The sequence below is a fragment of the Tessaracoccus sp. MC1627 genome, assembly GCF_014164725.1.
Taxonomy (GTDB): domain Bacteria; phylum Actinomycetota; class Actinomycetes; order Propionibacteriales; family Propionibacteriaceae; genus Arachnia.
The window spans coordinates 469,273-483,045 of record NZ_JACJGA010000001.1 but is presented as its reverse complement, the minus strand read 5'-3'; the positions used below and the strand labels follow the sequence as shown (position 1 = coordinate 483,045).

Here is a 13,773-nt window from a genome sequence, read left to right as displayed (position 1 = left end):
CATGACTCTGCGACTTGGCGCCCACGTCGACTCCACGGATCCGCTGGCCGAGGCCGCCGCGCTCGGCCTGGACGTGGTTCAGATCTTCCTGGGCGACCCGCAGAGCTGGAGGAAGCCGGCCACCCTGGTCGACGGCGGGGCCGCCGCACTGAGGGCCGCGGCGGAGGCCGCCGGCGTCGGCATTGTCGTGCACGCCCCCTACGCCCTCAATGTGGCCTCCACCAACAACCGGATCCGCATCCCCTCGCGCAAGCTGCTGCAGCAGACGGTCACGGAGGCCGCCGCCGTCGGCGCCCTCGGCGTGGTGGTCCACGGCGGCCACGTCACCGCCGACGAGGACCCCTCGGTCGGATTCGTTAACTGGCGCAAGTGCGTGGACGCGCTGGAGCTGGAGGTGCCGATCTTCATCGAGAACACCGCCGGCGGCGGCAACGCGATGGCCAGGCACCTGGAGGCCATCGATCGGTTGTGGGACGCTCTCTCGGGCTCGCCGAACGCGGACCGGGTGGGCTTCTGCCTCGACACCTGCCATGCGCACGCCGCGGGTCTGGAGCTCGACGGGCTCCTCGGGAGGATCACCGCGATCACCGGCCGGGTGGACGTGTTGCACTGCAACGACTCGCGCGACGAGGCCGGCAGCGGCGCGGACCGGCACGCCAACCTGGGGCAGGGCCTGATCGACGGCGACGCCTTGGCCGCCCTCGTGCGGGAGGCGGACACCGTCACCCTCCTTGAGACCCCGGGCGGGGTCCCCGAACGAGCTCTGGACCTCGCCTGGCTGCGCGGACGCCTCTGAGATCAGGGCGGCTCCCGCTACGGCGTCCGGCCGCAGGGTTGGGCTACCGGGCCTGCCGTTTCACGAACTCGGCCATGGCGGGGACCGTGTAAGCCACCACCCCGTGATCCGGCGAATAGATCAGACCCTTGTTGATGAGGTTGGCCCGCACGGGGCCGAGGGCGGTGGTCTTCTTCCGCAGGCGAGCGGCAACCTCACCGGAGCTGCTCCCACCATCACCATCCACCGCCATGGCCTTCAGATACTCCTTCTCTGCACTGGTGGCCCGATCCCAGCGGATCCGAAAGAAGCCCGTGTCGAGCGCGAGTTGGCCGATCGCCACCCCTAACTTCGCGTCTGGCAGGGTGATCGGAGGCAGCTCCGTCGCGTTCCACGTGTCCTGACCGAACTGCTGAAGGAAGTACGGGTAGCCGCTCGCCGCCATCACAATGTGGTTCATGGCTGCCTCCTCCCACCCCACACCCTCTGCTTCGGCGGGAGTCACCAGTGCGGCAGCGGCGTCGTCATCGGCGAGCGCATCGACTGTTCGGTAGTTGAAGAGTCGCTCGGCGTAGGATTTCGCCTCCGCGAGCTTGCGTGGGAGACTCGGCAACCCGGCGAGTGCGAGAACGAGGCGGTCCTGCCGCTGGTTGGCTGCGTGGACGATGGAACACAACGCGATCAGTTCCTCGTCGGGTAGGTCCTGGGCCTCATCGACGAGAACCGCCACACCAACCCCCTGTTCCTCCGCAGCGCCACCGAGGTCCCGAAGTAGCTTCCCCAGATCGGACTCGAACGTCCCGGTGTCCGCGCCTCCGCCCGGGCTGTCGTTGAGGTTGACCCCGAAGTTCCACGTGCCCGTGAGGTCGTACGAGGCTTTGAAACTCAGGGCGGTCTTCAATGCCTTCAACACCCTGGCGCCCACACCGGGCTTCGCCAGGTCCACGAGATTGTCATGGAGGGCCTCGCCCACCATGTCACGCACAGACCTCCCGGATTTCGCCTCGATCTGGGCCACGATCCAGCCCCGTTCGGCGGCCATTCGAGCGAACTGGGTGAGCAGCACCGTCTTGCCCACCCCGCGGAGGCCATAGAGGACAACCGACTGGGCGTCCCTCCCGATAGTGATTCTTCTGAGCGCGACGTCCCAGGCCTCCAGCTGCGTCCCGCGTCCGACCAGCGCCGCTGGAAGGCGTCCCGCCCCGGGCGAGTACGGATTCGACACTGGATCCACGACGACCTCCCTGTGTATCGATTGATGTCCCAATGTATCAAGAACTTATACAGGCCCACAGATGGCTATAAACCTCGCCGATGTCGATGTTCCGGCATCACCGGAGGCCTTGTGCGCCCGATAGACTGACCCCGCCACCACGAACCCAAGGAGACGGGAGTTCTGGCGTGCTTCTCGCACTGATCGCCGCCCACGCGGTGCTCGGCGCGCTCGCACCACTCTTCGTCCGCTGGTTCGGGGCCCGCTCCTTCTTCGTGCTGATGCTGGGCCCCCTTGCCGCGGCCGTGTGGCTCACCAGCCTCGCCCCCACCGTCGTCGCCGGCGGGGAATACCTCGAGAGCTATCAGTGGATCCCGCTGCTGGGCGTGGACCTCACGCTCCGGATCGGGCTGCTCCAGTGGGTGCTCGCCATGATCGTGACCTGGATCGGCGCCCTGGTCCTTCTCTACAGCCGGTGGTACTTCGACGGCATGACGGTGGCCCGGTCCGCGGCCATCCTGACGATCTTCGCCGGCACGATGCTGGGGCTGGTCACCGCGGACAACCTGGTGGTGCTCTACATCTTCTGGGAGTTGACCACGATCTTCTCCTACCTGCTCATCGCGCACGACCCCACCCGTCGGGCCAACCGCGGCGCCGCGCAGACCGCGCTGATCGTCACCACCACCGGCGGACTGGCCATGCTCGTGGGCATCGTCGCGCTGTGGCAGACCTCCGGCACGCTGTCCATGCAGGAGATCCTGGCGGAGCCGCCGACGGGCACGCTGGCCACCGTCGGCGCGCTGCTGATGCTGGTGGGCGCGCTCAGCAAGTCCGCCCTCGTCCCGTTCCACTTCTGGCTGCCCGGCGCTATGGCCGCGCCGACGCCCATCTCGGCCTACCTGCACGCCGCCGCCATGGTGAAGGCCGGCGTCTACCTGGTGGCCGCCCTCGCCCCCGCCTTCGCGTCGGTCCCGTGGTGGCGGCCCACCATCATGCTGCTGGGCATCATCACCATGATCCTGGGCGGCTGGCGCGCCCTCCGCCAGACGGACCTCAAGCTCCTCCTCGCCTACGGCACCGTGAGCCAACTCGGATTCCTGGTGCTGCTGGTGGGGCTCGGCACCGAGGCGGCCGCCCTCGCCGGGCTCGGGATGGTCATCGCGCACGCCCTCTTCAAGTCCACCCTCTTCATGTGCGTGGGCATTATCGACCACTCCGCCGGCACCCGGGACCTGCGCGAGCTCAACGGCGTCGGCTACCGCGTGCCGTGGCTGGCCGCCCTCGGCGGGCTGGCCGTGCTGTCCATGGCGGGGGTGCCACCGCTGGTGGGTTTCGTCGCCAAGGAGGCCGCCTTCGAGTCCATCGAGTACCTCGTCTCCGGAGACGTCGAGGCGGTGACCCCACTGGCCGCCGCCGCGCTGGCCGCCGCCCTCGTCTTCGGCTCCGCGCTCACCGCCGCGTACTCGCTGCGCTGGTGGTGGGGGGCGTTCGCGTCCAAGGACGGCGCCCCGGAGCTGTCCTGGCACCGGCCCGCCGTCGGGATCGCCGCCGTGCCGATGTTCCTGGGCCTGCTGTCCCTGATCGGCGGGTTCCTCGGCCCCCAGCTGACTGATCTGCTTGACCCCTACGCCCGCACCGTCGCCACCGGCAAGGCCAGCCACGGCTTCGCGCTGTGGCACGGCTTCACCCCGCCCCTGATCATGTCGATCGTCGCGTTGGTGGCCGGTGTTGCCCTCTTCGTGTTCCGTGAGCGCATCGCCCGCATCCAGGCCACGTTCCCGCAGGTCACCACGGCCGAGGAGTTCTACCACCGCTCCATGCACAACCTGGACCGGGTGTCGGTCGAGGTCACGGCCCGCTCCCAGCGCGGATCGCTGTCGATCTACCTGGGCACCATCCTCGTCACCCTGGTGACCCTGGCCAGCTACGCGCTGCTCCGGGTCCGCCTCTGGCCCGAGATCCGGGTCTTCGACCACTGGGCACAACTGCTGGTGGCGGCCGTCATGATCACCGCCGCCGTCCTGGCCGCAGGATCGCGGGGCCGGATCCGCGGCGTCCTCCTGGTCGGCGTCACGGGCTACGGGTTGGCGCTGATGTTCGCCATGGCAGGCGCCCCCGATCTGGCCCTCACGCAGGTCCTCGTCGAAACCGTCACGCTGGTGGTGTTCGTGCTGGTGGTGCGCAAACTGCCCCGCTACTTCACCAACCGGCCCCTCAGCTCCACCCGGTGGTGGCGGGTGCTGGTGGCCGCCGCGGTGGGGACCACGGTGACCCTGGTGGCGATCGTGGCGGCCGGCGCCCGGGTGGCCGATCCGGTGTCCGACGCCTGGTACGAGGCCGCCTACGAGATCGGCTACGGCAAGAATATCGTCAACGTCGCCCTGGTCGACACGCGCGCCTGGGACACCCTGGGAGAGATCGCGGTGCTGGTCATCGCGGCCACCGGGGTCGCCTCGCTGATCTTCCTCCGCTCCCGCGTGGGGTCGGTCACGCGCACCGACGAGGTCTTCGAGGACCGCGAGGACGCCCCCATGTCGGACACCGCTCCGGGGGTGTGGCTGCGGGCGGGCCAGACGCTGTCCCCGCTGGTCCGGTCGCTGGTGTTCGAGGTGATCACCCGGCTGCTGTTCGGCGTGATGATCATCCTCTCCATCTATCTCCTGCTGGCCGGCCACAACTCCCCCGGCGGCGGCTTCGCCGGAGGGATGGTGGCGGGTATGGCCCTCATCATCCGCTACCTGGCGGCGGGACGCCACGAGCTCGACGAGGCCGCGCCGTTCGATGCCGGGCGGCTGCTGGGCGGGGGCCTGTTCCTGCTGCTGGGAACCGCCGTCGTCCCCGTGTTCTTCGGCGGCAAGGTGCTGGAGAGCTACGAGTACTACTGGAACGTGCCGGGACCGGACGTGCTCTCCACGCCGTGGGGCGCGCTGCCCCTCTTCGGTGAGGTGCACCTCGTGTCGTCGACGATCTTCGACCTGGGCGTCTACCTCGTCGTGGTGGGCATGCTGCTCGACGTGGTCCGCAGCCTCGGCTCGGGAATCGACCAGCACGCCAGCGACCAGCTGGCCCCCATGCCGCTGCCGGACTCCACCATCGCGCTCCCGGCGCGGCACGGCGGAACCGCCGAGGACCGCGGCCGACCGGACGCGCACGACGACTCCCCGCGCCACACCCGGCGCACCCGCCGCGGGGAGGAGCTGAGATGACAGCCAACCTCGTCCTGGCCGTCACCGCGGGCATCCTGGTGGCCTCCGGCGTCTACCTGCTGCTCGAGCGCTCCCTGACCAGGATCCTGCTCGGCGTCCTGCTGGCCAGCAACGGCGTGAACCTGCTGTTCATCGTCGCGGCCGGGCGGCCCGGTGCTGCGCCCATCGTCGGGCTGGCGGACCCGGACCAGACGTCCGACCCGCTGCCGCAGGCGATGGTCCTCACGGCCATCGTCATCACCATGGCGGTCGCGGCGTTCGTGCTCACCGTCGCCTACCGCAGCTTCCAGCTGCACGGGCATGACGAGGTGGCCGACGACGTCGAGGACGCCCGCATCCGGCGGCTCGCCGAGGCGGATGTGGCCTCCGAGTCCTACGAGGACACCACCTTCTCCGACACCGGCGAGGACGTGGTGAGCGAATGATGGAGAACCTGCTCCCAGTGCCGGTGCTGCTCGCGATCTTCGGAGCCGCCGTCGCCCTGGCGCTACCGCGGCGCCCCGCCACTCAGCGCGTCGTCTCGGTGCTCAGCCTCTCCGGCATCGTGGCCGTGGCCGCGGTGCTGATGTGGCACACGCATCAGGTGGGGCCGATCGCGTTGTGGCTGGCGAACTGGCCCGAGCCGCTCGGCATCGCGTTGGTGGCGGACCGGCTGAGCTCCCTGATGCTGTTCGTGGCATCGGTGGTGGCCCTGTGCGTCCTCCTCTTCGCCACCGGCCAGGACAGCGACGAGGTGAGGCGCGAAACCCCCGTGTCGATCTTCCACCCCACTTTCCTGCTGCTGATGGCGGGTGTGTCGAACGCGTTCCTGGCCGGGGATCTGTTCAATCTGTTCGTGGGATTCGAGATCCTGCTGTTCGCCTCCTACGTGCTGCTCACGCTGGGCGGCACGGGGGACCGCATCCGCGCCGGCACCACGTATGTGATCGTCTCGCTGCTCAGCTCGTCTCTGTTCCTCATCTCCATCTCGGCGGTCTACGCCGCCACGGGCACCGTCAACCTCGCCCACCTCGCGGTGCGTCTGCGGGATCTCAGCGAGCCGGTCCAACTGCTGCTCGAGGTGCTGCTGATCGTCACCTTCGCCGTCAAGGCGGCGATGTTCCCGCTGGGGTCCTGGCTGCCGGACTCCTACCCGACGGCGCCCGCGCCAGTCACCGCCGTGTTCGCGGGCCTGCTCACCAAGGTGGGCGTCTACGCCATCATCCGCACCGAGACGCTGCTGTTCCCGTCCTCGCCCGTCAACGACGTCCTCATGGTGGCGTCGCTGCTGACGATGGTGGTCGGCATCCTGGGCGCCATCGCGCAGGTGGAGATCAAGCGCATGCTCTCCTTCACCCTCGTCAGCCACATCGGCTTCATGATCTTCGGCATCTCGCTGGGCAGCGACGCGGGGATGGCGGCCACCATCTTCTACACAGCCCACCACATCACCATCCAGGCCACCTTGTTCCTGGTCACCGGGCTCATCGAGCGTCGCGGCGGCACGTCGTCGCTGGAAGGCCTGGGTGGGCTCATGAAGGTCGCTCCCCTGCTGGCGGTCCTGTTCTTCCTGCCGGCCATGAACCTGGCCGGGATCCCGCCCTTCTCCGGGTTCGTCGGCAAGCTCGGCCTGCTCCAGGCGGGAGCCGCCCACGGCGGCGCACTGGCCTGGGCGGTGATGGTCGGCGGCGTGGTGACCAGCCTCCTCACGCTCATCGCCATGGCCAAGGTGTGGAACCGGGCGTTCTGGGGCGTCACCCCGGCCGAGCATCGCCGCGCCGAGTCGGAGCGGCTCAACGAGGACCTGGACGAGCTCATCGACGACGACACCCGGCCCATGCCGCCACTCCAGGTGGGCGCCACCTTGGCGCTGGTGGCGTTCGGCCTGGCGCTGACAGCCTTCGCCGGCCCGCTGTACGAGTACACGCATGCCGCCGCCGCGACACTGCGCGACGGGTCGTACCTCGTCGCCGTCCTCCCGGAGGGGTTGCGATGATGAGATCCACCACCCCGTGGCGTCAGCGGGTCCGGTTCCGGCCGCTGTCGGTGTTCGGCATGGCCGGCGTCTGGGTCCTCGCATGGGGAAGCGCGTCCCCGCTGGTGCTGATCTCAGGCATCGCGCTGGGCTGGATCATCGGCGTGATGTTCCCGCTCCCCCCCATCTTCTGGCAGGGCAGATTCCGCCCCGTCGGTTTCGCCCTCCTGACCTGGCACCTCCTCTACGACCTTGTCGTCTCGTCGGTGCGCCTGCTGCGCCTTGCCTTCCAGCGGGAGGTCAACCTCCACGCCGGGATCGTGCGGGTGGACCTCCACACCGACGACGACCTGTACCAGGTTCAGGTGGCCGAGATCCTGTCGCTGGTGCCGGGGACGGTGGTGATCGAGGTGGTCCGAGAGCCCCGTCGGCTCTACATGCACGCCCTCGAGCTGGTCGACGACGCGGCCCTCGACAGGGTGCAGCACATGGCCATGGCCGTCGAGTCGCGGGTGGTGCGCGCCTTCGGCTCCGACGAGGAGATCGCCGCCTTCGACGCCGCGTGCCTCACCCACCCCGTCAATGCGTCCCCCCGGATGGAGGAGTGACATGGTTCAGCTGCTCACAGATGTGATCCTGAGTGTCGCGGCCGTGGTGCTCACCGTCTCCGCGATCATCGGGGCCAACCGGATCGCCGAGGGCCCCACCCAGCTGGACCGCTCCGTGGCGGCCGACCTGATCGTGGCCGTCGTCGTGGCCGCGCTGGGGTTGTGGACGGTGTGGTCAGACAGCTCCACGGAGGTCCTCATCCTCGTGCTGCTGTCCATGCTGGGCTTCACCAGCGCAGTGTCGGTGGCGCGCATGGTGGCCGACCGGATGGCCACCCGGCGTCACTACAGCGCCAACCGAGGCCGGAAGGGGTCCCAATGACAGACGAGATCTTCGACCTCATCGCGTCACTGTTCGTGTTGGCGGGCGCGCTGCTGTGCTTCGGCGCCGCTGTCTCACTGGTGCGCTTCCCCGACGTGATGGGGAAGATGCACGCCATCACCAAGCCCCAGGTCCTGGGCTTGATCTCGGTCACGGTGGGCATCACGCTCAGCCTGCGCACCTGGTGGTCCATGGGTCTGTGCCTGCTCGTGATCGTGCTGCAGCTGCTGACCGCGCCGGTGTCTGCGAACCTGGTGGCGCGCGGTGCCTACCGCGCCGGGCTGATCAAGGACGAACTGCTCCTGGTTGATCACCTCACCGAGGACCTCGAGAAGGCGGGATACACCCGCCCACCGGAGAGCAGCCGCTGAGCGGGTCAGCTCACAGCAGCGCCTCGGCCAGGAGCTCCAGACCGCGCAACTTGGCCGGCCAGGCATCGGCCGGGTCCCCGATGCGGGCGCCTGCGACCGGGTGCACCATGATCTCGTCCACCCCGAACTCCTCGGCGGTGGCCTGCAGCTGGTCGCGGACCTGCGCCACGTCGCCCACCGCCCAGCTGGCGACGGCGGGCGCGACGATGGCGCGGAGGTCGTCGGTGAACAGTGCGCGCACCTCGTCGCCGACGAGCGGCTGCGGGTCCATGCCTCCGCGTGTGGTCAGTGAGGCCATGAGGTACTGATGGGGCTCGGCGAGTTCCCATGCCTCGTCGGTGGTCTCGGCCACGCACACGTTGACGCTGACGAAGGTGCGCGGACCGGGCTCCTGCCCGCCGGGCTGGAAGCCGCCGCGGTAGAGGTCGAGGGCGCGTTGGGTTCCGCGGCCGGAGAAATGGTGCGCGAACACGTAGGGAAGCCCGAGCGAGGCCGCCAGTTCGGCCGAGTAGTCGCTGGACCCGAGCAGCCACACCTGAGGTGCCGCCTCCAAGGTGGGCGCGGCACGCAGCGTGTAGGTCTGACCGTGGCGGAGGCGGATCTCGGCGCCCTGGGGGCTGAGCAGGGCGAGGATGTCGGTGACGTTGCGTGGGAACTCCAGCACAGGATCCATCGGCCGGCCCGCCGCGTCGACGAACTGCCCGCCGCCGAGGTGGCCGCGGATCGCGGCTGAGGTGACGGGGTCCGTGCCGGGCGCGCGCCCGATGCCGAGATCGATCCTGTCGCCGTAGACGGCAGCCAGCAGCGCGAACTGCTCGGCGATCGCGAGCGGGGCGTGGTTGGGCAGCATCACGCCGCCAGAGCCGAGCCGGATCCGGGAGGTGTCCTGCCCGAGGAACATGAGCTCGACGGCGGGGGACGTGGACGCCACAGAGGTCGCGTTGTGGTGCTCCGCTACCCAGTAGCGGGTGTAGCCGAGGCGATCCGCCGCGTCGACCAGTGCCTTGCCTGCGCGGAGCGCCTGGCCGGTGCTCTGGCCGCGGCGGACGGGGAGAAGATCGAGGACGGAGAGGCGCATGAGTCCCGAGCCTATGCGCCCCCCCGAGTCCGCGCCCGTCCTGGACTGTCCCGCCCGGGATGCTCCTCCGCTTCACCCACCGCGCGACTTCCGTTCATTGACTCGCCCAGACAGCGCTCATAGTGTGACGGCCAGCACTATCTCCCCTAGTGATTTGGCGGAACGCATGAAAAGGGTCGGCGCCGTAGCCCTCACCGCACTGCTCGCCCTGGCAGTCCCCGCGACAGCACAGGCGGCCCCGGAAGATCCACTGGACCGGTTCGAGCGCGTGGACGGCGGCCAGATCTCCTCAGACTTCGTGCCGGTCTCCGCCGACGGCGAGGCCAAGGTGACCGTCATGGTCGAGCTGGCGTCGGACCCCGTCGCCGTCGTGGACGCCGCCTCCACCCGGCCCCTCACCAAGGCGGAGCGCGACTCACTCAAGGCCCAACGCAAGGCTGAGCAGGACCAGCTGAAGCCCGCCCTCAGCAAGCTTGGGGCCCAGGTCCGCTCCCAGGTGCAGTCCGCCTACAACGGCATCAAGGTGTCGGTGGCGCGCAAGGACCTCCCTGCATTGGAGGCGCTGCCCGGGGTCAAGGCGGTGCAGCGGGTGCAGACGCACGAGCCCACCACCCTCACCTCCGTCCCCTACCTGGGCGTCGATCAGGTGTGGCAGGACAACGGGTACACCGGCGCGGGCGTCAAGGTGGCGATCATCGACACCGGGATCGACTACACCCACGCCACCTTCGGCGGCCCGGGGACCCCGGAGGCCTTTGCGGCCGCGTCCGCCACCAACACGACGAACCGAGCCTGGATCGGCGACGCCGCTCCGCGGGTCAAGGGCGGCTGGGACTTCGTCGGCGACTCCTACAACGCCAGCGACCCAGCCAACTCGACACCGAAGCCCGACGCCAACCCCATCGACTGCAGCGGCCACGGCACCCACGTGGCCGGTACCACCGGTGGCGGCGGCGTGACCGAAGACGGCATGCCCTACACCGGGCCCTATGACGCCACAACGTTCGGGAACACCTTCCGGGTCGGGCCGGGCGTGGCGCCAGAGGTGGACCTCTACGCGCTGAAAGTGTTCGGCTGCCAGGGCTCAACGGACCTCACGGTGGAGGCCATCGACTGGGCGGTCGAGGCGGGTATGGACGTCATCAACATGTCGCTGGGATCCGATTACGGCACCGTCGACGACCCGGCCTCAGTGGCAGCCAGCAACGCTGCCGCCAAGGGAATCGTCGTGGTGGCCTCCGCGGGCAACGCCGGCCCCAACCCGTATCTGGCCGGTTCCCCGGGCGCAGGCAACGGGGTGATCAGTGTCGCGGCCAACGACTCGACGGCGACGTTCCCTGGGGCGAACCTCACGCTGGGCGGCGAAACCATCAATGCGATCAACGCCAACGACGCCGACCTCGCGGTGGGTCCCTATGACGTGGTGGTCCTGACGGACGATCCAGACACTGAGGCGGCGAACGAGGCCCTCGGCTGCGCAGTGAGCGACTACACGGACGCAGGCATCAGCGCGGCGGCGTCCACGCCCCAGATCGCGGTGACCACCCGCGGAGACTGCGCCCGCGTGGCGCGCGCCGCGTACGGCCAACAGGCAGGCGCCGACGCCGTCGTCATGATCAACGACAGCGACACCCTTCCCCCGTTCGAGGGGACGATCACCGAGGTCCCCGACGTCAACGGTGGCCCCTCGGAGGAGTTCCTCGTCACCATCCCGTTCCTCGGCGTGACGAGCAGCGACGGCCCTCTGCTGGTTGGAGCCGACGGCCAGTCCCTGTCCATGACCGCGAAGGACCTCGCCAATCCGGGATTCGAGCGCTACGCCTCATTCAGCTCAGGTGGGCCGCGGATGGGCGACTCAGCGCTCAGGCCGAGCGTCACCGCCCCTGGCGTGTCCATCTCCTCGGCCGCCGTAGGCACCGGGTCCGGCGCGCTCATCCTCTCGGGGACCTCGATGGCGGCCCCGCACGTCGCGGGGGTCGCGGCGCTGGGTGTGCAGGCCCACCCGGACTGGTCCGGTCAGGATGTCTCGGCCGCACTCGTCTCGACGGCGGATCCCGCCGAGGTGGCGGGCTACCGCCTGACCCTCGGCGGAGGCCTCGTCGACCCGGCCGGCCTGGTGAACGCCGAGATCTTCGCCTACGGCGACTCGGCGAAGGGCAGGGGCGCCTTCCGGGAGTCCACGCTCAGCTTCGGCTTCGCCGAGGTGGCGAGGGACTTCACCGCGACCAGGACGGTCACGCTCGTCAACCGGAGTGCCTCCGCCCGCACGTACACCGTCGGCTACGAGAAGACGGCCGAGTCGTTGCCCGCCAAGGTCACGTTCAACCGGAAGAGTGTCGCGGTGCCGGCAGGCGGCACCGCAACGGTGAGGGTGACCCTCGCGGTGAAGGCCACAGATGTACCCGGCTCAGTCGGCGCCACCCAGGCCAACCTCGCCGAGGTCTCCGGCACCGTGGTGCTCACCAGCAGCGCCGACACCCTGCGGGTGGGCGCCCTCCTGGTGCCGCGGCCCTCGACCAAGGTTTCGGCGACTGTGAGCGGCTCGCTCAACGGCCCCCAGACGCAGGCCACCTTGGCGGTGTCCAACATGGGTGCCGTCACCGCCGGTGTCGCTGACGTGTACACGTGGGGGCTCGAGGACCGCAAGGACCAGCGTCTCGGCGGCGGTTTCGACCTCCAGGCGGCAGGAGTCCAGTCGTTCCGGGTCCCACGGGTCGACCTGGATGGTGCCCCTGAGGACGACCTCCTGGTGTTCGCCGTCTCGACGCACGACCGCTACAGCAACGCCGCCAGCATCGAGTTCGACATCCCGATCGACACCGACGGGGACGGCGCCGACGACGTGGTGCTGTTCAGCTACGACGCCGGGGCGATTCTCACCGGCGACCACAACGGGGACAACTGGGTGTTCATCTACAACCTCGAAACTGAGGCGATCTCCTTTTCGGGCTTCGCTGCGGGATCGCCCACCAACTCCAGCACGGTGCTCCTGCCAGTTTTCGCCGGCGACCTGGGGATCGAGGGCGCCTTCAGCTACACCGTCGTGTCCTTCAACGGCGACGCGTTCGACCAGTTTCCGGGCAGGGCGACGTACAACGCGACCGCGAAACCCTTCAACGACGGCGGATACGTCGAGGTCGCGGCGGGGGGCAAGGCGAGCGACCCTGTGACGAAGGATCCGGCGGCATTCTCGGCACTCAAGCCGTTGGGCCTGATGGCGGTGTCGTACGACAACCCGGCCGGCAAGGAGGCCTCGCTTATCCGGGTCAAGTAGGTCCTTCGCCCAGGGCATCGCTGGTCGAGCGGGCCTCGCGCGGGTCCTCGAACCGGGTGCGGGGCGCTTCGACGCGGGAGCGGCGCCCCCCACCACCACCGTTGGCTGAGGTGCCGCGCAGCGGCCTCGAAGCCTCACAAAGGGGAGCTGACAAGGAACGTTGCACAGGCTTCGAGGCTCGTCGCTGCGCTCCTCACTCCTCAGCCAGCGGATGAGTTGACCCTCAGAGGATCGTGCCGTTCGACGCGCGCGGCGCTCACTCAAGACCTTCTCGCAAGGGTGGGGAACGGCAGGGCGGCACTGCGCAGCGGTGCCAACCCGACGATCACCCGACGGGACACGCCCGCAGGGACCCACCCCGACGCCGCCCTGCCGGTCGGCACCCGGGTCCGGAAGGGCAACAGCGGGACGTATGCGGGGAGACGGGCGACGAGGCACGGGCGGCCTCACTACCCGACACCAGCCCACCGTCACGCGCACACCCCGACGGTGGACAACGGCCGCCCGTGCCTCGGCTCCCGGCTCACCGCACAGACGGTGGCTCCGACCACCGGGAACGTTGCGACACAACCCTTCGAGACGATCGACGGCGCTTCGCGCGTCGATCTCCTCAGGGAGCGACTGGCAAGGGGCCCCACGCGCAAGGGTGGGGAACGGCAGGGCGGCACTGCGCAGCGGTGCCAACCCGACGATCACCCGTCGGGACACGCCCGCAGGGACCCACCCCGACGCCGCCCTGCCGGTCCGCACCCGGGTCCGGAAGGGCAACAGCGGGACGTATGCGGGGAGACGGGAGACGAGGCACGGGCGGCCTCACTACCCGACACCAGCCCACCGTCACGCGCACACCCCGACGGTGGACAACGGCCGCCCGTGCCTCGGCTCCCGGCTCACCGCACAGACGGTGGCTCCGACCACCGGGAACGTTGCGACACAACCCTTCGAGACGATCGACGGCGCTTCGCGCGT

At 69.5% G+C, this 13,773-nt stretch carries 10 protein-coding genes; 8 read left to right on the top strand and 2 right to left on the bottom strand.

Going from position 1 to position 13,773, the window contains the following annotated elements:
* Position 1 precedes the first annotated feature (1 nt).
* The gene (locus H5399_RS02035; RefSeq protein WP_182781355.1) at positions 2 to 796 is read left to right on the top strand and encodes a deoxyribonuclease IV; all 795 of its coding nucleotides are present in this window, start codon (positions 2 to 4) and stop codon (positions 794 to 796) included.
* Positions 797 to 839: 43 nt separating this feature from the next.
* Here the strand turns inward: H5399_RS02035 and H5399_RS02030 are convergent, their stop codons facing one another.
* Complete coding sequence (locus H5399_RS02030; protein ID WP_182781354.1) at positions 840 to 2,009, bottom strand: ATP-binding protein; 1,170 nt, start codon at positions 2,007 to 2,009, stop codon at positions 840 to 842.
* Positions 2,010 to 2,176: 167 nt separating this feature from the next.
* On the opposite strand from H5399_RS02030, the gene H5399_RS02025 reads away from it, so the two are divergent.
* From H5399_RS02025 to mnhG, 6 genes are read left to right on the top strand one after another with little or no spacing between them, the layout of a single operon-like run.
* The gene (locus tag H5399_RS02025; protein ID WP_220490709.1) at positions 2,177 to 5,197 is read left to right on the top strand and encodes a Na+/H+ antiporter subunit A; all 3,021 of its coding nucleotides are present in this window, start codon (positions 2,177 to 2,179) and stop codon (positions 5,195 to 5,197) included.
* On the top strand, positions 5,194 to 5,622 hold the full coding sequence (locus H5399_RS02020; RefSeq protein ID WP_182781353.1) for a Na(+)/H(+) antiporter subunit C: 429 nt from the start codon (positions 5,194 to 5,196) through the stop codon (positions 5,620 to 5,622). Before H5399_RS02025 ends, H5399_RS02020 begins: the two co-directional genes overlap by 4 nt.
* Positions 5,619 to 7,172: a Na+/H+ antiporter subunit D gene (locus H5399_RS02015; protein WP_255421938.1), complete on the top strand. Its 1,554-nt coding sequence runs from the start codon at positions 5,619 to 5,621 to the stop codon at positions 7,170 to 7,172. The genes H5399_RS02020 and H5399_RS02015 overlap by 4 nt, the downstream gene beginning before the upstream one ends.
* Positions 7,169 to 7,759, top strand: a complete 591-nt coding sequence (locus H5399_RS02010; RefSeq protein ID WP_182781352.1) for a Na+/H+ antiporter subunit E — start codon at positions 7,169 to 7,171, stop codon at positions 7,757 to 7,759. Before H5399_RS02015 ends, H5399_RS02010 begins: the two co-directional genes overlap by 4 nt.
* A 1-nt stretch (position 7,760) precedes the next feature.
* Positions 7,761 to 8,081, top strand: a complete 321-nt coding sequence (locus H5399_RS02005) for a monovalent cation/H+ antiporter complex subunit F (RefSeq protein WP_182781351.1) — start codon at positions 7,761 to 7,763, stop codon at positions 8,079 to 8,081.
* A complete protein-coding gene (gene mnhG / locus H5399_RS02000) occupies positions 8,078 to 8,452 on the top strand; it encodes a monovalent cation/H(+) antiporter subunit G (RefSeq protein WP_182781350.1) in 375 nt (124 codons plus the stop codon). The genes H5399_RS02005 and mnhG overlap by 4 nt, the downstream gene beginning before the upstream one ends.
* Positions 8,453 to 8,462: 10 nt before the next feature.
* Here the strand turns inward: mnhG and H5399_RS01995 are convergent, their stop codons facing one another.
* Positions 8,463 to 9,530, bottom strand: coding sequence for an LLM class flavin-dependent oxidoreductase (locus H5399_RS01995; RefSeq protein ID WP_182781349.1), 1,068 nt, complete (start codon positions 9,528 to 9,530; stop codon positions 8,463 to 8,465).
* 166 nt (positions 9,531 to 9,696) lie between these two features.
* Here H5399_RS01995 and H5399_RS01990 point away from each other — a divergent pair, with 166 nt between their 5' ends.
* Entirely contained in the window at positions 9,697 to 12,804 is a 3,108-nt protein-coding gene (locus H5399_RS01990) for a S8 family serine peptidase (RefSeq protein WP_182781348.1), read from the top strand.
* Positions 12,805 to 13,773: the final 969 nt, after the last annotated feature.

Bases quoted from the DNA above. Each gene is read 5' to 3' on its own strand.
- H5399_RS02035 (WP_182781355.1), top strand. From the start codon at position 2: ATGACTCTGCGACTTGGCGCCCACGTCGACTCCACGGATCCGCTGGCC.
- H5399_RS02020 (WP_182781353.1), top strand. From the start codon at position 5,194: ATGACAGCCAACCTCGTCCTGGCCGTCACCGCGGGCATCCTGGTGGCC.
- H5399_RS02015 (WP_255421938.1), top strand. From the start codon at position 5,619: ATGATGGAGAACCTGCTCCCAGTGCCGGTGCTGCTCGCGATCTTCGGA.
- H5399_RS02010 (WP_182781352.1), top strand. From the start codon at position 7,169: ATGATGAGATCCACCACCCCGTGGCGTCAGCGGGTCCGGTTCCGGCCG.
- H5399_RS02005 (WP_182781351.1), top strand. From the start codon at position 7,761: ATGGTTCAGCTGCTCACAGATGTGATCCTGAGTGTCGCGGCCGTGGTG.
- mnhG (WP_182781350.1), top strand. From the start codon at position 8,078: ATGACAGACGAGATCTTCGACCTCATCGCGTCACTGTTCGTGTTGGCG.
- H5399_RS01995 (WP_182781349.1), bottom strand. From the start codon at position 9,530: ATGCGCCTCTCCGTCCTCGATCTTCTCCCCGTCCGCCGCGGCCAGAGC.
- H5399_RS01990 (WP_182781348.1), top strand. From the start codon at position 9,697: ATGAAAAGGGTCGGCGCCGTAGCCCTCACCGCACTGCTCGCCCTGGCA.